18 protein-coding genes, 2 tRNA genes, 1 rRNA gene and 1 riboswitch are annotated in these 17,273 nt (G+C 46.2%); of the genes, 12 read left to right on the top strand and 9 right to left on the bottom strand.

Annotation, left to right across the window (positions count from 1 at the left end):
* The first annotated feature begins 16 nt into the window (after nucleotides 1–16).
* On the top strand, nucleotides 17–1,210 hold the full coding sequence (locus BR62_RS0108105) for a macrolide family glycosyltransferase (RefSeq protein WP_007409305.1): 1,194 nt from the start codon (nucleotides 17–19) through the stop codon (nucleotides 1,208–1,210).
* A gap of 57 nt (nucleotides 1,211–1,267) precedes the next feature.
* Here the strand turns inward: BR62_RS0108105 and BR62_RS0108110 are convergent, their stop codons facing one another.
* Nucleotides 1,268–1,522 carry a hypothetical protein gene (locus BR62_RS0108110; protein WP_007409304.1) on the bottom strand — a complete coding sequence of 85 codons (255 nt, stop codon included), beginning with the start codon at nucleotides 1,520–1,522 and terminating at the stop codon, nucleotides 1,268–1,270.
* Between the two features lie 229 nt (nucleotides 1,523–1,751).
* On the opposite strand from BR62_RS0108110, the gene BR62_RS0108115 reads away from it, so the two are divergent.
* Both BR62_RS0108115 and BR62_RS0108120 read left to right on the top strand, forming a co-directional pair.
* A complete protein-coding gene (locus tag BR62_RS0108115; RefSeq protein ID WP_007409303.1) occupies nucleotides 1,752–2,021 on the top strand; it encodes a hypothetical protein in 270 nt (89 codons plus the stop codon).
* Nucleotides 2,022–2,156: 135 nt separating this feature from the next.
* Nucleotides 2,157–3,515, top strand: a complete 1,359-nt coding sequence (locus tag BR62_RS0108120; protein ID WP_032870440.1) for a serine hydrolase — start codon at nucleotides 2,157–2,159, stop codon at nucleotides 3,513–3,515.
* A gap of 52 nt (nucleotides 3,516–3,567) precedes the next feature.
* On the opposite strand, the gene BR62_RS19695 is transcribed toward BR62_RS0108120, so the two are convergent.
* On the bottom strand, nucleotides 3,568–3,741 hold the full coding sequence (locus BR62_RS19695) for a hypothetical protein (RefSeq protein WP_007409301.1): 174 nt from the start codon (nucleotides 3,739–3,741) through the stop codon (nucleotides 3,568–3,570).
* Between the two features lie 196 nt (nucleotides 3,742–3,937).
* Here BR62_RS19695 and BR62_RS0108125 point away from each other — a divergent pair, with 196 nt between their 5' ends.
* Complete coding sequence (locus tag BR62_RS0108125; RefSeq protein ID WP_032870442.1) at nucleotides 3,938–4,504, top strand: YdhK family protein; 567 nt, start codon at nucleotides 3,938–3,940, stop codon at nucleotides 4,502–4,504.
* A gap of 51 nt (nucleotides 4,505–4,555) precedes the next feature.
* On the opposite strand, the gene BR62_RS0108130 is transcribed toward BR62_RS0108125, so the two are convergent.
* Complete coding sequence (locus BR62_RS0108130; protein WP_007409299.1) at nucleotides 4,556–5,716, bottom strand: MFS transporter; 1,161 nt, start codon at nucleotides 5,714–5,716, stop codon at nucleotides 4,556–4,558.
* A 54-nt stretch (nucleotides 5,717–5,770) separates the two neighbouring features.
* Nucleotides 5,771–5,870: riboswitch (purine riboswitch) on the bottom strand.
* A gap of 177 nt (nucleotides 5,871–6,047) precedes the next feature.
* Between BR62_RS0108130 and BR62_RS0108135 the strand changes: the two genes are divergently transcribed.
* From BR62_RS0108135 to BR62_RS0108145, 3 genes are all read left to right on the top strand, one after another.
* Nucleotides 6,048–6,764 (top strand): GntR family transcriptional regulator, encoded by a 717-nt coding sequence (locus BR62_RS0108135; RefSeq protein ID WP_007409298.1) that lies wholly within the window; start codon nucleotides 6,048–6,050, stop codon nucleotides 6,762–6,764.
* A 121-nt stretch (nucleotides 6,765–6,885) separates the two neighbouring features.
* Entirely contained in the window at nucleotides 6,886–7,572 is a 687-nt protein-coding gene (locus BR62_RS0108140) for a FadR/GntR family transcriptional regulator (RefSeq protein WP_007609773.1), read from the top strand.
* The gene (locus tag BR62_RS0108145) at nucleotides 7,562–8,776 is read left to right on the top strand and encodes a CynX/NimT family MFS transporter (RefSeq protein ID WP_007409296.1); all 1,215 of its coding nucleotides are present in this window, start codon (nucleotides 7,562–7,564) and stop codon (nucleotides 8,774–8,776) included. Before BR62_RS0108140 ends, BR62_RS0108145 begins: the two co-directional genes overlap by 11 nt.
* 59 nt (nucleotides 8,777–8,835) lie before the next feature.
* Here the strand turns inward: BR62_RS0108145 and BR62_RS0108150 are convergent, their stop codons facing one another.
* The 6 genes from BR62_RS0108150 to BR62_RS0108175 form a co-directional block, all read right to left on the bottom strand.
* Complete coding sequence (locus BR62_RS0108150) at nucleotides 8,836–9,150, bottom strand: DMT family transporter (protein WP_003156024.1); 315 nt, start codon at nucleotides 9,148–9,150, stop codon at nucleotides 8,836–8,838.
* Entirely contained in the window at nucleotides 9,150–9,479 is a 330-nt protein-coding gene (locus BR62_RS0108155; RefSeq protein ID WP_003156023.1) for a DMT family transporter, read from the bottom strand. The genes BR62_RS0108150 and BR62_RS0108155 overlap by 1 nt, the downstream gene beginning before the upstream one ends.
* 72 nt (nucleotides 9,480–9,551) lie before the next feature.
* Nucleotides 9,552–10,133 carry a TetR/AcrR family transcriptional regulator gene (locus BR62_RS0108160; RefSeq protein ID WP_007409294.1) on the bottom strand — a complete coding sequence of 194 codons (582 nt, stop codon included), beginning with the start codon at nucleotides 10,131–10,133 and terminating at the stop codon, nucleotides 9,552–9,554.
* Nucleotides 10,134–10,249: 116 nt separating this feature from the next.
* Nucleotides 10,250–11,812 carry an APC family permease gene (locus tag BR62_RS0108165; RefSeq protein ID WP_007409293.1) on the bottom strand — a complete coding sequence of 521 codons (1,563 nt, stop codon included), beginning with the start codon at nucleotides 11,810–11,812 and terminating at the stop codon, nucleotides 10,250–10,252.
* A 237-nt stretch (nucleotides 11,813–12,049) separates the two neighbouring features.
* Entirely contained in the window at nucleotides 12,050–12,904 is an 855-nt protein-coding gene (locus tag BR62_RS0108170; RefSeq protein ID WP_020955413.1) for a manganese catalase family protein, read from the bottom strand.
* 111 nt (nucleotides 12,905–13,015) lie between these two features.
* Nucleotides 13,016–13,480, bottom strand: a complete 465-nt coding sequence (locus BR62_RS0108175) for an SRPBCC family protein (protein ID WP_003156017.1) — start codon at nucleotides 13,478–13,480, stop codon at nucleotides 13,016–13,018.
* A 127-nt stretch (nucleotides 13,481–13,607) separates the two neighbouring features.
* Between BR62_RS0108175 and BR62_RS0108180 the strand changes: the two genes are divergently transcribed.
* From BR62_RS0108180 to BR62_RS0108200, 5 genes are all read left to right on the top strand, one after another.
* Nucleotides 13,608–14,609 carry an NADPH:quinone oxidoreductase family protein gene (locus BR62_RS0108180; protein ID WP_020955415.1) on the top strand — a complete coding sequence of 334 codons (1,002 nt, stop codon included), beginning with the start codon at nucleotides 13,608–13,610 and terminating at the stop codon, nucleotides 14,607–14,609.
* A 427-nt stretch (nucleotides 14,610–15,036) separates the two neighbouring features.
* Nucleotides 15,037–16,455, top strand: a complete 1,419-nt coding sequence (locus BR62_RS0108185; protein WP_032870444.1) for a sugar porter family MFS transporter — start codon at nucleotides 15,037–15,039, stop codon at nucleotides 16,453–16,455.
* Between the two features lie 301 nt (nucleotides 16,456–16,756).
* Nucleotides 16,757–16,833 (top strand) — tRNA-Arg (locus BR62_RS0108190).
* A gap of 8 nt (nucleotides 16,834–16,841) precedes the next feature.
* Nucleotides 16,842–16,915 (top strand) — tRNA-Gly (locus tag BR62_RS0108195).
* A gap of 98 nt (nucleotides 16,916–17,013) precedes the next feature.
* A 16S ribosomal RNA gene (locus BR62_RS0108200) occupies nucleotides 17,014–17,273 on the top strand; the annotation flags it as partial.

The raw sequence follows: 17,273 nt of genomic DNA on the forward strand, positions 1-17,273 counted from the left end.
CAAAGGAGATTGAAAAATGGCGAAACATATTCTGATGATCAATTTTCCCGCAGAAGGACACGTAAACCCGACTTTGGGTATGACAAAGGCCTTCAGCGAACGGGGCGATCACGTTCATTATATCTCAACGGAAAAATACAAAAGCAGACTGGAAGGAGTAGGGGCGAAAGTTCATCTTCACAGCGATCTGCTCAGAATGACACCTATTGATCCCGGCAGTCCGTCCGGCATACTTGCATTTTTAAAGGTTCATATCAAAACGTCACTGGAGATTTTACATATTGTGCAGCGGCTGGCAGAGGACATTCAATTCGACGCCGTCTATTATGATAAATTCGGTGCGGGAGAGCTGGTGCGGGATTATCTCAACATTCCCGGCATCTCTTCTTCAGCATCCTTCCTGTTCAATGAAGACCGTCTGAAAATACTGCCGCTCCACCCGGAATCGGGCGTGCCGTTTCAGCCGGACAGGGAATGTGAAGAGCTGTTGGCCGAGATGAAAGACAAATACGGTGTCGCCCCTGACAGCATGGTTCAATTTATGAACAACACAGGTGAATTGAACGTAGTCTATACAAGCAGATATTTTCAGCCCGAAAGTGAGACATTCGGAGATGAGTATTTATTTATCGGTCCGAGTTTTCCGAAGAGAAAAGGGCGCGTCGACTTCCCGATTGACGCATTAAAGAATGAAAAAGTCATTTATATCTCAATGGGAACGGTGCTCGGGGACACGGAAGCGTTTTTCAATCTGTGCATAGACGCGTTCTCAGATTTTGAAGGAAAAGTAGTCATTGCCGCCGGGGAAAAAGCCGATCTGTCGAAAATCAAACAGGCGCCGGAAAACTTTATCATCGCCCCGTACGTGCCGCAGCTTGAAGTGCTGGAGCAGGCCGACGTGTTTGTCACGCATGGCGGAATGAACAGTGTAAATGAAGGCATTCATTATCAAGTGCCGCTGGTCGTCATCCCGCACGATAAAGACCAGCCGATGGTTGCGCGCCGCCTGACTGAATTGGATGCAGGCTATACAGTGCAAAAAGATGAAGTAAGCGCTGAAAAGGTAAAGCTTGCCGCGGAAGAAGTGCTGCATAACGGAAAATACAAACAAGGCATTCAAGCCATTAATGAAAGCTTTAAAGAATGTACGGACATGAAGGATGTTCTCGCCCGGATCGACCGGTTTATTGAACAAAAACATGCTCAATAATACATGGAAAAAGCCTGTTTCCTCTGTCAAAGGGAAACAGGCTTTTTATAATGGCTTTTAGATGATGTGATGTTCTGCATTTGCAAGTTTCACAAGAGTCAAAAGAGATTCTGCCTCACGTGCGTCGAGTGTTTTTGCCAGACGGTCTTTTTCAAAGATCTGCTGGCCGAAGACATTCACTGACGCCTGGTCAACCGCCGTGTGCCAGTTCTTTTGTGAATGATTCTCAGAAAAAGAGAAAACGAACACGGTGAAGACCGCTATAAGCATCGCCATGACCCAAAATTTTTGCCGATTTCCTGCTGCTGACATAGGCCGCCTCCTAAACATTTTACTGGTATTAGATCATATATGAGCTGTTTTTAACAGAGTAAAGAAGTCATTATTTCATGTAGTCCAAATGAAACGGAGCACAGCCGAAAGCCCGCCGGTCAGGCCGATGAGCCAATTCATATTTTGTTCATATTTTATTAAAAGTTTATCCAAGTCTGTCCTTTACAGTAGATATAACCACAAAATGCTGCTGAAGGGGCCTTGAAAAATGCATATTCATATGATCAACAAAAACCAGTTTGAGAGTGACTTGGAGGCGGCCGGCTTCAGCCGTCAGGCAGATGATATTATCGGCAAAATGAAAGAGTACGTAACGGAATACGCGGCTTCATCCGAACGGTTCCTGATTGAAATTCAAACCGTCATGAACGAATACAAAGCCGTCGTCTGCGCGATGTTTTCGACTATGGAAATTGCCGGTGCAAATAAAGACGAGAAGCATGTTGAATTTGAAGCCTGCACAGTATTGTGTGAATAAAAGACATTCATCAAACCTCCGCGGCTGCCTGAACGGCAGTATACTGACTGTGTTTCGAGAAGGGAAAATATTGAAACTTCTAAAGCGGCCGTTCGTATAAAAGAGTAAATCAGCTTGTATATGGAGGTTCGTGAAATGAACGATAAGAAAAAACAAGCGTTTGAACAGCTTTTCAGCACTTTAGACGAAAGACATGAAATAAACGGCGCTGTATTGGCAGCGGAAAACGGCCGCATCTTATACCAGGGTTCATTCGGCGCTGCAGAACTGAAAACAAAGAGGATGCTGAATGACCAATCGGTCTTTGAATTGGCCTCAGTATCGAAGCCGTTTACAGCTTTAGGCGTTATCATTTTAGAGCAGCAAGGGAAGCTGCGTTATGACGATATGATAGAGCGGTGGCTTCCTGATTTTCCTTATCCGGGCATTACCATTCGGCATTTACTCCATCATACGTCAGGATTGCCGGACTATATGGAGTTGTTCTTAACACATTGGGACCGGGACAGAATTGCCGTTAATCAAGATGTGATCAATATGCTCAAGCAGCATAAGCCGGATGCTTATTTCCCGCCGGGCAAGGAGTGGCTTTACAGTAATACGGGGTATGTGGTGTTAGCGGTTATTATAGAAATTGTATCAGGCATGAGTTTTGCTGAATTTATGAAACAAGCCGTATTTCATCCGCTTCGTATGCACGATACGCGGATTTATAACAGAAGGCTGAGTAAAGAAAACATTCCGAACTATGCATATGGCTATGTGTATGATGTTCATTCCGGAGAATATGTGCTGCCGGATGAACTTGAGGAAACTGATTATGTCGTCTTTCTTGACGGAATTCAAGGTGACGGAACCGTTAACTCCGCTATTAGAGATTTATATCTGTTTGATCAGGCTCTTTATACGGAAGAAATCATCGGCAAAGAGTCTAAAGATCAAGCGTTTACACCGGGCTATTGGAATGAAGAAGAGCAATTCGGATACGGATTTGGCTGGATGATTCAAAACAGCCCCCAAAAAGGGAAGGTTATCAGTCACGACGGAGGCTGGCCGGGCTATTCAACTCTGATGATCCGGTATATTGACCAGAATAAAACACTGATTTATCTCAGCAATATGGAACAATCGTATCAATTTGAACAAGCTGTAATTGCCGCGGCTGTAAACATCTTATTTGATCAGCCATACGTGATTCCGAAGCGTCCGGCAGATCAGAAAAAAGCAGATATCGATCCTGCGATTTACAGCAGATTTACCGGCAATTACTCATTTCAGGATGACACACATGCATCGGTGGCGGTAAAAGAAAACCGATTGTATCTTACATTAGACGGGCAGACTCCATTCGAATTATTCCCAATGACGGAAACCCGTTATTTTGTCAGGGCGCTGCCGCTTGAAATTGAATTTGCAGGTGATAAAGCACAAACAGCCCCGCATTTCGTTTTATATCAGGACGGCACAGAAGAAACGGCTGTGCGGATAGACTGAGTGACATGCAAAACAAAACCGCCGTCCTGAGAAGACGGCGGTAATAGAAAAGTCAAACCCCTTTGATGACGCGAAATTTTCTTTTCGGCTCTGACATAAATATAGAAGAAAAAATCATAGCTCCGAGCATTGTGATGTATTCCATATAAAGCGAAACTTCTGCCAAAACCAACCCCGCAATCATTAAAACAGCGCCCAATACCACCGCAAAAACCTTCGTTTTCATGATGAGTTCCCCCTATTATCTGATAATTGAATTATACTGCATCTCCATTAATGTGTACATTTTGTGAACAATTTCACCTGATGAAAGGCAATAAAGAGAGAGTTGAAGAATTAGGAGAAATGACAGGCCATCTTTTTGTTTTACTGAAGAAACGAAAGGGAAAGTGAAAAATCAAAAAGGCAAAGGAGTTCTTGAAATGAAAGCGAGACTATTTTTATTCAGCATGTTTCTCCTGATCCCCGTTCTGGCGCTTGCCGGATGCAACAGCCAATCTTCAGGAGGAAGCGAAAAAGCGAAAGACAAAGAAACGCACTCTCACGAAGACATGAATCACTCGGGTTCATCCGAGGTGCCGAAAGGTTTAAAGAAGGCAGAAAATCCGACTTATAAGGTCGGCAGTGACGTCATGATTTTAGCTTCTCATATGAAAGGCATGAAAAATGCGCAAGGAACCGTAAAAGGTGCTTATGATACAACGGTTTACAGTGTATCTTACACTCCGGAAACGGGAGGAAAGCGCGTCGAAGGTCATAAATGGGTCATTCAGGAAGAGCTGAAGGGCGCCGGGGATAAAACGTTAAAACCGGGTGACAAGACCGTGATCGAGGCATCCCATATGAATGGCATGAAGGGCGCCGAAGCGGTTATTGATTCAGCCAAAAAGACAACCGTTTATATGGTCGACTATACACCGACTGACGGCGGCCAAAAAGTAACCAATCATAAATGGGTGACAGAAGACGAGCTTGCTGCCGCAAAATAAAAAGACCGCAAAAGCCGAAGGAATTCCTTTGGCTTTTTTGCGGTCTCACATTTATGCGGATTTTCTTTTCAAAGCGGGTCTCGTTAAAGAGAATACAGCTAACGCGACAGCGATAATGACAATCAAACCGCCGCACCAGGCTGTTGCTGTGACAGAACCGGTTTGTCCGATCACGCCGCCGCCGATGGCTGACCCGAGCGCGATGCCGATCTGCAAAGCGGACGTGTTGAAGCTTTGCTGAATATCGGAAGACTCAGGCGCAATTTTGATTAAATAGCTTTGCTGCGCCGGCGCAAGGCTCCAGCTGAGCAATCCCCAGATCACCATCGCAGGCAGGAAAATGATTAAAGAAACCGTTGTCAGCGGAAGAATAAACAGGATCAGAGCGAAAGAAACGGTCACAAGCATGATGCTTTTAAATGCTCCTAAACGGTCATACAGCCAGCCTCCGAACGGGCCGCCGCATACCGCTGACAGACCGAACAAAAAGTAGCATACACTGACCCAAACGGAACTCAAATGAAGCGTTCTTTCCAAAAAAGGCGCAAAGTAGGCATAGAGTGTGTAATGCCCCGCCAATGTAAACAAGGTGACAAGATGTGCGCTGGCAATTTTGGCGGTCCCGATCGTCTTGATCTGCTCACGAAACGGAATCATTTTTTCAGCAGGTATTTTTTCAAAAAAGACGCTGATAATCAGCATGGAAACGAGAGATAATACGCCGATTCCCAAGAACAGAACGCGCCATCCGAAGGCATTGCTGATGATAATGCCGACAGGCACGCCTAAAGCGATTGCGGAGCTGAACCCCATGAAAATGATGCCGATCGCCCGCGCTCTGTATTCAGGCGCCACGATTTTAGGAGCAATCGTTAAAGAAAGGACGACAATCAGCCCTGTGCTCATGGAAGCGAGCACCCGTGACACCATAAGTACGGCGAAATTGGGACTGAAATAAGCCACCAGATTACTTAGGAAGAAAATAAACAGTGCGATTAAATAAAGCCGCTTTCGTTCAGCCTTTGCCGTCACCGCCAAAAGCAGCGGGCCGGATACCGCGTAACCGAGCGCAAACACGCTGATCAGCTGCCCCGCGCTGACGATAGATATATCTAAGTCGGAAGCGATTTGCGGAAGAATACCGCCCACAATTAATTCAACCAATCCGACTGCGATGGTAGATGCTGCAAGCAGAAATACTTTGAAATTCATGTACAGATACTCCTTTTTTTATTTTTTAGAAAATAAAAAATCCTGATTACAAAAAGTGTACGGGACAATTTTTGTAATCAGGATTTTACGGTTCCTGGTAGACACCCTCAAACCATATCATTGAGGTTATACAATGTATGCAATATTCGGTTGTGTCCGTTTCTGCAAAAAATTCTACCATAATAGTGAGGGAGATTCCATAGAAAATTCAAGGAAATCCTTTCATTTTCAATATCGGCGGCTGTAACGTCATTGATGAAGCAGGGAAAAAAATTTATGATAACCGTAAGGAGTCTATACAGATCAAACATTATACAGCCGGAGGAAACCGATGAATAAGTACGAAAAAATCGCCAACGAAATGAGAAAGAGGATTAAAAGCAGTGTATATGACATAGATCAGCCGATCCCGGATGAAAAGACGCTCGCTGCGGAGTTCGGGTGCAGCCGGATGACGATGAAGCGGGCGCTTGATACACTTGCGGCTGAAGGGATGCTTTTCAGAAAAAGAGGGCACGGCACGTTTATCATTCAATCAGCCATGCAGGATGAGCACGTTCACGTAGTCAGCAACGAAATTCTCGGCCTGAGCAATTTGTTAAAAGGAAAAAATATCAAGAGCAAGGTCATCCGGTTTGAAGTGCAGTTTCCGTCTCAAGATGTCGCCGCACATTTGGCCATCGATGAAAAGACTCCCGTCTATTATGTTGTGAGGCTCAGAATTGTTGAAGGCGAACCGTACGTTCTTGAAAAAACGTACATGCCGGCGAGCCTTATACCCGGCATTAATGACGAGGTGCTCAACCATTCCATCTACGATCATATTACGCGGGAACTCCAGCTCAAAATCGCAGGCTCACACAGAAAGATCAGAGCGTGCAAGTCGGATGATATGGATCAGCAATATCTCGGCTGCCGGCCGGATGACCCGATACTTGAAGTCGAGCATGTAGGCTTTTTGGACAACGGCACTCCCTTTGAATATTCATTTTCCCGCCACCGTCATGACAAGTTTGTCGTGACCTCAGTCAATATAAAACGTTCATAAAAGCGCCGAAGAGTGAGAGAAAAACTCACTCTTTTTTTGTTGCCGCTGATTTACATCTTCGCTTCTTTTATGTTATATTACCCAATGATAGAATCATCCTACAAATTTCAGAGGTGTTTTGATGGAGATATCCAAAACAAGCAGACTGTCGCTCGTAGAACAAGTGGTGACGCAAATTGAATCGTTAATTCAATCGGATAAATGGCCGGTCGGGACGCGCATTCCCCCTGAGCTGGATTTAATGAAGCAATTTGATGTGAGCCGAAACACATTGCGTGAGGCCATTCGGGCGCTCGTACATGCCGGCCTGCTTCAGACAAGGCAGGGGAGCGGTACGTATGTCAGCTCATCCAGTGTTCTCGGCGCGGCATTTTACCGCCATATTAAAAAATCAAATTTGCTTGAAACATTAGAAGTCAGATACGCACTCGAAAGAGAAGCTGCGCGATTGGCGGCGGAAAGGCGTAATGACGAAGACCTGAAAGCACTGAAGGCATGCTTGGATGAATGTGAAGCGGCCTTGCAAAATGAAGATCGAAAACGGTATGCCGAGGCTGACATTAAACTGCACAAAACCATTGTACAGGCGGCCCATAACAACATGCTTTCTGATCTTTACGAGCATATGACGGAGGCGCTTTGTGCGTCAGTCCATAACCTGTTGGAAATCACCCCTGCTATACGGATCCACACCCAGCTTGCCGCCGCGATTATCGGACAGAAACCGGATCAGGCCATGGAGGCCGTCAACCAATACATCACAGTATTTAAAGATACAATACACATGGAGGATGAACATGAAAATTAAAGACGAACATCAAATTCTGCAAGCAAATCAGCGTAAAAAACTGATATTGCTGGTCATCGGAGTCATATTGATAGGAGCCAACCTCAGAGCGCCTCTGACATCGGTCGGGCCGCTCGTTTCCTCAATTCGGGACAGCCTCGGCATGACCAATGCGGCTGCCGGCACCATTACGACAGTGCCGCTTTTGGCCTTTGCATGTCTGTCGCCGTTTGTTCCTTTATTGTCCCGGCGCTTCGGGACCGAGATTGTGTTACTGTCATCATTAATTGTCCTGACAGCCGGAACTCTGCTGCGCTCCATCGCCGGAATCGGCACTCTCTTTTTCGGAACCATCCTGTTGGGATTGTCGATCGCCGTATGCAATGTCCTGCTGCCGAGTCTCATTAAACATAAGTTTCCCGGAAATTTAGGCATCATGACCGGCGTCTACTCGGTTTCTATGAATCTGTGCGGCGCGATTGCATCCGGCATCAGCGTGCCGATCGCCTCTTCAGCGGGGTTAGGCTGGAAAGGCGCGCTCGGCTGCTGGGCTATCCTTTCTTTCATTGCGTTTGTCATGTGGATTCCGCAAATGCGAGGACGCGAACTGCCCGTCCGCACGACTGGGACAAACGGAGAGAAGAAAAGCAGTCTGCTGCGGTCTCCGCTGGCTTGGAAGGTGACGATGTTCATGGGGCTGCAATCCCTTATTTTTTACACCGTCATCGCTTGGCTGCCGGAAATTCTTCAGCAGAATGGACTCAGCTCAAGTAAGGCGGGATGGATGCTTTCATTAATGCAATTCTCAGTCCTGCCGATTACTTTTATCGTGCCGATCGCTGCCGCTAAAATGAAAAATCAGCGCGCACTCGCCGGACTGACGGCTTTATTTTTCCTTATCGGCATTGCCGGCGTTCTTTTCGGAAGCCCGGCTCTCACTCCGCTATGGGTCATTTTAATCGGAATTGCGGGAGGCTGTGCGTTCAGCTTGGCGATGATGTTCTTCAGCCTGCGGACCCGGCATGTCCATGAAGCCGCGGCGCTTTCCGGCATGGCCCAGTCATTCGGATACCTGCTTGCCGCGTTCGGGCCGCTCGTATTCGGTTTGCTGCATGACATCACGCACGGCTGGACGGTTCCGTTATTCATGCTGATCGCAGTCTCCGTTCTGATTTTTATTTTCGGAGTCGGAGCGGGAAAAGCAGAACAGATCAAAACAGCATAAAAAAACAAAGGGCCCGTTTAGGGTCCTTTGTTTTTTATTTGAAAAGCTGTCTCAGGCCGTCACGCTGTCAGTTTTAAGCCGATGACACCGATGAGGATAAGCCCCAGAGACACCAATTGTGACAGATTGAATTTTTCTTTAAACCAAAGTATGCCCACGGCCGAAACGCCGATGCTTCCCATGCCGGTCCAAGCCGCATACGCGACACCTGTGGGAAGAACCTGCATCGCTCCGGAAAGGCAAAAGAATGAAAGCATAAAGCCTGTTACCATGACAATCAGCGGCCACTTTTTTTTAAAACCGTCAATATGTTTCATGGCAACGGCTGCTACAACTTCCTCCGCTCCGGCAATAAATAACAGCAGCCATGCCATTAATGTTCACCCCTTGTTTCAGTTTCTTTCGTAAATACCTTCATTCCTAAAATGCCGGACAACAGCAAAGCCAAAAAGAATATTTGCCCGATTGAAAACGATTCGCCTAAAATGACGCCCGTTACATATGTGCCGACGGTGCCTATTCCGACAAAAACGGTATATGCGGCAGCCATCGGAATTTTTTTATAAGAGCGGATCAGCATCAGAAAGCTGACGGCAATCAGAAGGAAAATACCAATCCAATCAAAGAGCGAATCCGCATGCTTCAGGGCGGACGCCCAAACTACTTCTAACAGTCCGGCTATCAATACAAGCAGCCAATACATGATACAGTCACCTCAGTTATGAATGAATGTCAGTCATTTTTACGGCGGTCAAAAATGATCGGTCTCCGCCAATCATTTCTGCAAGCTTCTTTTGAGAAAGCTGAATATTTCTTTTTTATATACTTCGAGATCGACATCCTGTTCACAGCCGATATAAAACCGTTCAGCCGCGTTCTCGACAACGTTGATAATCGTTCTGGCCGTCCATCTGACATGAATGCCGCTGTGGACCTCACCCTGTTCAATGGCCGTATTGATCACGCCTTCCAGCCAGGAATAATAAGGCTGATAAATGGCTTCCCATTTCTCCATTGAATGATCGATGGCAAGACCGGAATAACAGAGAACGATAATATCTTTATGAAGCCGGGTGATGTGAAATGTCTCATCTACCAAAATGTCCAGCAACGTCCAAAAATCTTCAGAACCGTCCGTTTTCCCTTTTATTCTGTCCAGCGTAGTGTCGAGCAGGTTTTCTGCAATCGCGGATATCAGTGCGTTTTTAGAAGAAAAATATAAGTAAAACGTACCTTGGGCCGTTCCGGCTTTTTTGACGATTTCTGAAATGGATGCTTTGTCTAATCCTTTTTCAGAAATGACTTCAATCGCGGCTTGCAGGATCTTTTCGTATTTTCCCGAGCTTTGTTTTGCCAATAGAGGAGTTCCTCCTTTTATGAATGACTGTCATTCATTTTATCGCATGTTCTCTTTTTTGTCATCCCTTAAAATAAAAATACCGGAAAGAAGACCATACTTCTTTCCGGTATTCGTCATTTATCACTGTCGATCATAGCCTTCGGCAGTCCCGTATATTTTGCCCAGTAATAAATACCGAGCGAACCGATGGCGATCAGAATCAGGTCAAGCGGATTGCTGATAATGCCCAATCCGTGGCCGAACGAGCCGAGATAGGAGAAAATCAGCATCATGACATAAAAGCCGACGATCCACCATGCTGATTTCAGCTGCTGCCGTATGCTGACATCATCTTTGGGAGCATATTTACTGAAACAGAGATAGATCAGAAACATGACAATTTGAGAACCGAGAAGCCAGGATACGGTGCGCCATCCGGACCAATATACAATATAAGAGGTAAAAATAAACGACAGCGGCCCGATGATGCTCATCCCTTTTAAATAAAACGGTCTGTTAATATTCTTCGCGTTGACTCTCAGCGCCGCAGAAGAAATCGGCGCAATCGCATAAGACAGAATCAATGCGACGGAGCATACGTTGACAAGAGCGTTCCAAGAAGGGAACGGAAGCGTCCAAAAAACAGCCAGACCGAACGAAAGCCAAAGGGAGGCACGCGGTGTCCCGGTTTCTTTATTGACTTTAGAAAAAATGCTGAATAATGTTCCGTTTCTGGCCCAGGCATAGACGAGACGTGAAGTCGTATTCATAAAGATATTTCCGTTACCACCCGGTGATAAAATCGCATCTAAAATGACCAATGTCGCAAGCCACCCCAAACCGAGTAAAACGGCGATATCTTTGAACGGAAGGGAGAATTCAGTCCCGATAGCCGGCCATCCGTGCTTCAGGGTATCCGCCGGGATCGCCCCGATAAAAGTGAGCTGCAGCACGGTGTAAATAATAGTAGAAACGATAATACAGACAATCAATGCGATCGGAATGTTCCGCTTCGGATTCTGCACTTCACTCGCGACAGCCACAATCGGATGCAGCCCAAGGTATGCAAACATGACGCCGCCTGTGGAAATCGCGGCCTGAATTCCGGTGAAGCCAAAAGGCGCGAATCCGTGAACGGTCATATTGCCCGGGTGAAAATGAAAAATCAGTACTACAATTACCGTAATCGGTACGACATATTTAAAAATCGAAATAATGAAGTTTGCTTTCGCAAAGGTTTTGACACTCCAGTAATTGAGGAGGAAGAACAGGCAGAGCAGCGCAAATTGCAATATCCACCCGGCAATTGTCGGAGAATCGGAGCCTTTTACGGTCAAACCGGGAAACCAATACGCCACGTATTGGCGGACTGCCGTGACTTCTATAGAAATAAGACTCGTGTATGCCACAATGGTGACAAAGGAAATTAAATATCCGACGAGGTGTCCGTGTGAATATACGGGATACCGGATAATTCCCCCGGTCCGCGGCAGCGCAGCGCCCAGTTCCGCATAAACCAAGCCGATCAATAAGATGATTCCCCCGCCGATCAGCCAGGAAAAAACGCCTGATGGACCCGCTTTAGAGGCGACGTTACTGACGGCAAACAGCCATGCCGAACCGAATATGGCTCCCATGCCGATTAAAATAAGATCAAAAAGTGACATAGTTTTCTGGAAGTTTCCTTGCTTAGACATTCGCTGCCTCCTTAGAAAAGACATTGTTCTCTTTACATAATTCCCATTATCATTCAAACATACCCAGCCGGCCGGCTGGAAAATTAGGACAACTTTCGAAACGAAGTATGTACAGCAATGTGCTCACATTATAATAACGGCCGTATGGCAAGATCTCCCGGCTTATATTCCCCGTTTTAAACACATTCAAACCTCATATTCAGAAAAACAAAAAACGCCCGAAACAGGCGTTTTTTGTTACAAGTTCATATCTTTCAGTCCGGGGCTGTGCTCATTCGGAAGTTCAGGAAGTTCCGGCACGGGGAAACCTTTAGGAGGCTCGGACACACTTAAGTCTCCGCCGTTTCGGCTCGGCGTCGTTCCCTGCAGAATTTCTCCGATCCGTGTCGGATCCAGTCTGAAATTAAATTGGGTATTATGATAACCCATCTCAACGAATTTCCGGCATTCCGGGTATTTTTCAATATCATAATTCGGCACGGGAAATAATTTGCCCCATTCGACACCCAGTGTTTCCAACGCTTTTGTAAATGCATTTTGATGGGCGTTGTCACGGACGATCAGAAAACCGAGTGTTTCTCTGAACGTCTGATTTGAACTCATTTCATAAATGCGTGTCTTTTGCAGCACGCCGGTTGATTCCAGCACGACATTGTCCAATAAATCGGAAATCAGATTCCCGTGGTTGTATACCCAAGACCCGTTCCATGGATTGCCGCCGGCGTCTACAGGAAGAGAACTTTGCGCTCCGATGATAAAATGGTGCGGATTGGCGTGTTTAACTGCTTCGTCAAGCGGCGCCTGATCTGCTGCCTGATTTCCGGGGCCCTCAGCGCCGCTTTCGTCGAGCAGCGCATTAATCGTATGCTGGACAAGCTCAACGTGTGCGATCTCTTCTAAAAATACACCGCGAAGCAGGTCACGGAACTGTTTTTCTTTTCCTCTGAAATTAGAGCTTTGGAAAAAGTATTGCATCATCGTCCGCATTTCTCCGTAGTGCCCGCCTAAAATTTCCTGAAGCACCTTGGCCGCGGCCGGGTCCGGCTTGTCCGGTTTAATGATATTGATCAGCTCTTCTTTGTAATAATACATAAACAGCGCCCCCTGAAAGAAGTTTTCGGTTCTTCTGTTAGTGTCTTTGCAAAGTCAGTTTTTATGTATCGGCATCAAAAAAAGGACGGGAAGCGTGTCCGTCCTTTTGTGTTAAGCCTCAACCGCCCCGCGAAGTTTCGTGTTGACAAGCCCGTTCCATCCTTGATCCATCGTACTGTGAATCTCGGAGCTTTTCCGATTGACTTTATTGATGACGGCTTCCGGCTCTTTCCATCCGCCGTGAATGAGAGTGAATTCCGTATCTCCGCTTTCCGTTTCCTTTAAGACAAAAGAAACGATCCAGCCTTCCGTATCCCACGAAAAAGAAAGGCGGTACGGCGCTTCAATATCCAGCAGCTTGCACGGAGACGGACCGAACGGAGATTCCAGCTGAAACTCACTGTCTTCTTGAGGTGTGAAATCATTCGGCATAAACCAGAGAGACAGGCCGTCCGCAGTGGAGACCGTATCCCAGACAACTTGTATCGGCGCCTTGAAAACGGCGGTATGAATAATGTCCGGTAATGGCTGATTGCTGTTGTTGTTTTTGTTATCTTTGTTTTGTTTATCAGACATGATGCGTAACCACTCTTTCGCTGTTTTTACTTTTGATCATACTACACGGGGCAGGACATTTGAAAACAAATCAAACTTATTTTATGCTTTTCCAAAGCCATTCAATTCATTTTAAGGAGACGTAGTGATGACAGATCAATTTAAAGCGTTAGTAGTCGATCAACGTGAAGACCGGTTTTCAGTCAGCGTACGGGAGCTGGCGGTTCAGGACCTTCCCGAGGGTGAAGTGCTGATTAAGGTTTGCTACTCAGGGGTGAATTATAAAGACAGCTTGGCTGCCATTCCTGACGGCAAGATCGTAACGTCGTATCCTTTCGTGCCGGGAATTGATTTAGCGGGAATTGTCGTTTCCTCAGATGACGCCCGTTTCAAAGAGGGGGATAGGGTCATTGCGACAAGCTACGGCATAGGTGTTTCCCGCTTTGGCGGTTATAGCGGGATGGCCCGCATTCCGGCAGATTGGATCGTGCCGCTGCCTGAAGGTCTGACACTTAAAGAAGCCATGACGATCGGAACCGCCGGCTTCACTGCCGCATTGTCCGTCCAGCGTCTTGAAGAAAACCATGCCGCTCCTGAAAAAGGGAAGGTGCTGGTGACAGGAGCGACAGGCGGCGTCGGAAGCTTTGCTGTCTCCATTCTTTCAACCTTAGGTTACGAGGTCGAGGCCAGTACGGGAAAAGAAGACGAAAGCGGCTATTTGAAGAGCCTCGGAGCAAAGACGGTCATTCACCGTGACGAAGTGTATAACGGCACGTTAAAACCAATGCAAAAACAAAAATGGGCAGCGGCCGTCGATCCGGTCGGAGGTGAGCCGCTTGCTTCAGTTCTCAGCCAGATTCAGTACGGCGGATCAGTTGCTGTGAGCGGACTGACAGCGGGAACGAAACTCCCGGCTACAGTCTTTCCGTTTATATTGCGCGGCGTCAGTCTCTTGGGAATCGATTCCGTATTCTGTCCGATGGAGACAAGAAAGAAAACATGGCAGCGTTTAGCTGATGACTTCAAGCCTGCAGATCTGGAGGCCTTTATTCAAAAGGAAATTACACTTGAAGAGCTGCCGGATACGCTTCCTGCTCTTTTAAAAGGAGAAGCGAGAGGAAGAACGATCGTTACAATAAACGAAGAATAAATCAAAAACCCCCAACTGCTGATTGGGGGTTTTCACTATATAATCAATTATTTATCAAAAAGAGATTAACTATTGATCATATAGTGAAAATTAGTTGATTAAAAACATAAATTGATTACATGTAGGTAATATAAAGATGAGTTATAAAATTTTCTGAAATATTTATTGACTGAAAGCGCTTTTAAAATTATGATAATAACATAAATGCCAATAATATCATTATAACTTCACTATAAAGTAACTATAAAATAACAATTTGACGAGAGGGGAGAGCGGATAATCACTATAAATGATAACGCTTTCGGATTATTTTCTTCTTATATAACTGTTTTGGACGGTCAGAACTTGTATGCAGACGTTATGGGTGCAAATATTGATAACTGAATATTCCGATATTATCTCTGTGTAAAACTAGGAGGATTTGAAGATGAATAAAAATAGCAGCCAGCATTCATTTTTGAGAACCATCATTTTAGTATCGACGTTCGGGGGTCTACTTTTCGGCTACGATACAGGTGTAATTAATGGGGCGCTGCCGTTCATGGCGGAAGCTGACCAGCTTAATCTTACCGCTTTGACTGAAGGGATGGTGGCGAGCTCCCTGCTCTTGGGTGCTGCGATCGGAGCAGTTTTCGGAGGGAGATTGTCGGACTATAACGGCAGACGTAAAAATATCCTTATCCTTGCCGTTTTGTTCTTTGCAGCGACGCTTGGATGTACACTGGCGCCTAACGTATCTGTTATGGTCATCTCCCGTTTTCTGCTGGGGCTTGCCGTCGGGGGAGCATCCGTAACCGTTCCGGCGTATTTGGCTGAAATGTCGCCGGCGGAAAGCCGAGGGAGAATGGTTACTCAAAATGAATTGATGATTGTAACAGGCCAGCTGCTTGCCTTCACGTGTAATGCTATCATCGGCAATGTGCTTGGTGATACCTCTCACGCCTGGCGCTATATGCTCGTTATCGCAGCCCTTCCGGCGGTATTCTTGTTTTTCGGTATGCTGAAAGTTCCTGAAAGTCCGCGCTGGCTGGTTTCTAAAGGAAGAAAAGAAGATGCTCTGCACGTTCTCCGGCGAATAAGGAGTGAAGAGAAAGCGAAGTCTGAGCTCGCTGAGATTGAATCTGCCTTTCATAAGGAAGCTGAGATGGAGCAGGCCGCCTTTAAGGATCTTGCCGTTCCGTGGGTGCGCCGCATTGTGTTTATCGGGATCGGAATTGCGGTAGTGCAGCAGCTCACCGGCGTGAATTCAATTATGTATTATGGAACTCAAATTTTAAAAGATGCCGGTTTCGAGACAAAAGCCGCATTAATCGGCAATATCGCTAACGGTGTGATTTCGGTGCTCGCGACTTTTGTAGGAATATGGCTTCTCGGCAAAGTCGGCCGCCGCCCGATGCTGATGACGGGGCTGATCGGAACGACTGCGGTGCTGCTTTTGATCGGAGTTCTGTCTGTCGTGCTGAAAGGATCGCCTGCTCTTCCTTATGTGGTTCTTTCATTAACAGTCACTTTCCTTGCGTTTCAGCAGGGGGCTGTCTCTCCGGTGACCTGGCTGATGCTGTCGGAGATATTCCCGCTTCGATTGCGGGGACTTGGTATGGGGGTCACTGTCTTCTGCCTCTGGATCGTGAACTTCCTTGTTGGTTTCACTTTTCCGGTCCTGCTCGCAAACATCGGATTGTCTGCAACCTTCTTCATTTTTGTCTTGTTAGGGATAGCGTCCGTTATTTTTGTAAAAAGGTTCCTTCCGGAAACGAAAGGTCTGTCGCTCGAACAGCTTGAACAAAACTTCCGTACTTATGAAAAAACAGATCGTAATAGCGCAGAAGCCGAGGTGAGCGGGTAATCTGAATAGACGCGGGGTTCCTAGGAATCCTGCTTTTTTATTTATTATATAGAAGGGAATAATAAGTGAGAAAAAAGTTTCGTAAAAGTGTTGACCTAATTTGAAGTGCATGGTATATTATTAAACGTCGCTGATGAACAAAGCGAAAACGACAAATGAGAAAATGATCTTTTAAAAAAAGACTTTACAAATTCTCAAAAGCGTGTATAATAAATGAGGTCAAGAAAAAGACTTCGAAAAGAAATAAAAAACACTTGACATCATAACTGATTGGCAGTATGATAGTTAAGTCGCCTGATAAGCGCCCGTAGCTCAATTGGATAGAGCGTTTGACTACGGATCAAAAGGTTAGGGGTTCGACTCCTCTCGGGCGCGCCAATTCAAACGCGGGTGTAGTTTAGTGGTAAAACCTCAGCCTTCCAAGCTGATGTCGTGAGTTCGATTCTCATCACCCGCTCCATTATAATGATCTTTGAAAACTAAACAAGACAAAACGTACCTGTTAATTCAAAGTTTTAAATAAATCGCACAGCGATGTGCGTAGTCAGTCAAACTACTTTATCGGAGAGTTTGATCCTGGCTCAGGACGAACGCTGGCGGCGTGCCTAATACATGCAAGTCGAGCGGACAGATGGGAGCTTGCTCCCTGATGTTAGCGGCGGACGGGTGAGTAACACGTGGGTAACCTGCCTGTAAGACTGGGATAACTCCGGGAAACCGGGGCTAATACCGGATGGTTGTCTGAACCGCATGGTTCAGACATAAAAGGTGGCTTCGGCTACCACTTACAGATGGACCCGCGGCGCATTAGCTAGTTG

This window comes from Bacillus sp. UNC69MF, assembly GCF_000746035.1.
Classification (GTDB): Bacteria; Bacillota; Bacilli; order Bacillales; family Bacillaceae; genus Bacillus; species Bacillus velezensis.

Coding starts and splice junctions, on each gene's coding strand:
- BR62_RS0108105 (WP_007409305.1), top strand. CDS start 17: ATGGCGAAACATATTCTGATGATCAATTTTCCCGCAGAAGGACACGTA.
- BR62_RS0108110 (WP_007409304.1), bottom strand. CDS start 1,522: ATGTCAGCAGCAGGAAATCGGCAAAAATTTTGGGTCATGGCGATGCTT.
- BR62_RS0108115 (WP_007409303.1), top strand. CDS start 1,752: ATGCATATTCATATGATCAACAAAAACCAGTTTGAGAGTGACTTGGAG.
- BR62_RS0108120 (WP_032870440.1), top strand. CDS start 2,157: ATGAACGATAAGAAAAAACAAGCGTTTGAACAGCTTTTCAGCACTTTA.
- BR62_RS19695 (WP_007409301.1), bottom strand. CDS start 3,741: ATGAAAACGAAGGTTTTTGCGGTGGTATTGGGCGCTGTTTTAATGATT.
- BR62_RS0108125 (WP_032870442.1), top strand. CDS start 3,938: ATGAAAGCGAGACTATTTTTATTCAGCATGTTTCTCCTGATCCCCGTT.
- BR62_RS0108130 (WP_007409299.1), bottom strand. CDS start 5,716: ATGAATTTCAAAGTATTTCTGCTTGCAGCATCTACCATCGCAGTCGGA.
- BR62_RS0108135 (WP_007409298.1), top strand. CDS start 6,048: ATGAATAAGTACGAAAAAATCGCCAACGAAATGAGAAAGAGGATTAAA.
- BR62_RS0108140 (WP_007609773.1), top strand. CDS start 6,886: ATGGAGATATCCAAAACAAGCAGACTGTCGCTCGTAGAACAAGTGGTG.
- BR62_RS0108145 (WP_007409296.1), top strand. CDS start 7,562: ATGAAAATTAAAGACGAACATCAAATTCTGCAAGCAAATCAGCGTAAA.
- BR62_RS0108150 (WP_003156024.1), bottom strand. CDS start 9,150: ATGGCATGGCTGCTGTTATTTATTGCCGGAGCGGAGGAAGTTGTAGCA.
- BR62_RS0108155 (WP_003156023.1), bottom strand. CDS start 9,479: ATGTATTGGCTGCTTGTATTGATAGCCGGACTGTTAGAAGTAGTTTGG.
- BR62_RS0108165 (WP_007409293.1), bottom strand. CDS start 11,812: ATGTCTAAGCAAGGAAACTTCCAGAAAACTATGTCACTTTTTGATCTT.
- BR62_RS0108170 (WP_020955413.1), bottom strand. CDS start 12,904: ATGTATTATTACAAAGAAGAGCTGATCAATATCATTAAACCGGACAAG.
- BR62_RS0108175 (WP_003156017.1), bottom strand. CDS start 13,480: ATGTCTGATAAACAAAACAAAGATAACAAAAACAACAACAGCAATCAG.
- BR62_RS0108180 (WP_020955415.1), top strand. CDS start 13,608: ATGACAGATCAATTTAAAGCGTTAGTAGTCGATCAACGTGAAGACCGG.
- BR62_RS0108185 (WP_032870444.1), top strand. CDS start 15,037: ATGAATAAAAATAGCAGCCAGCATTCATTTTTGAGAACCATCATTTTA.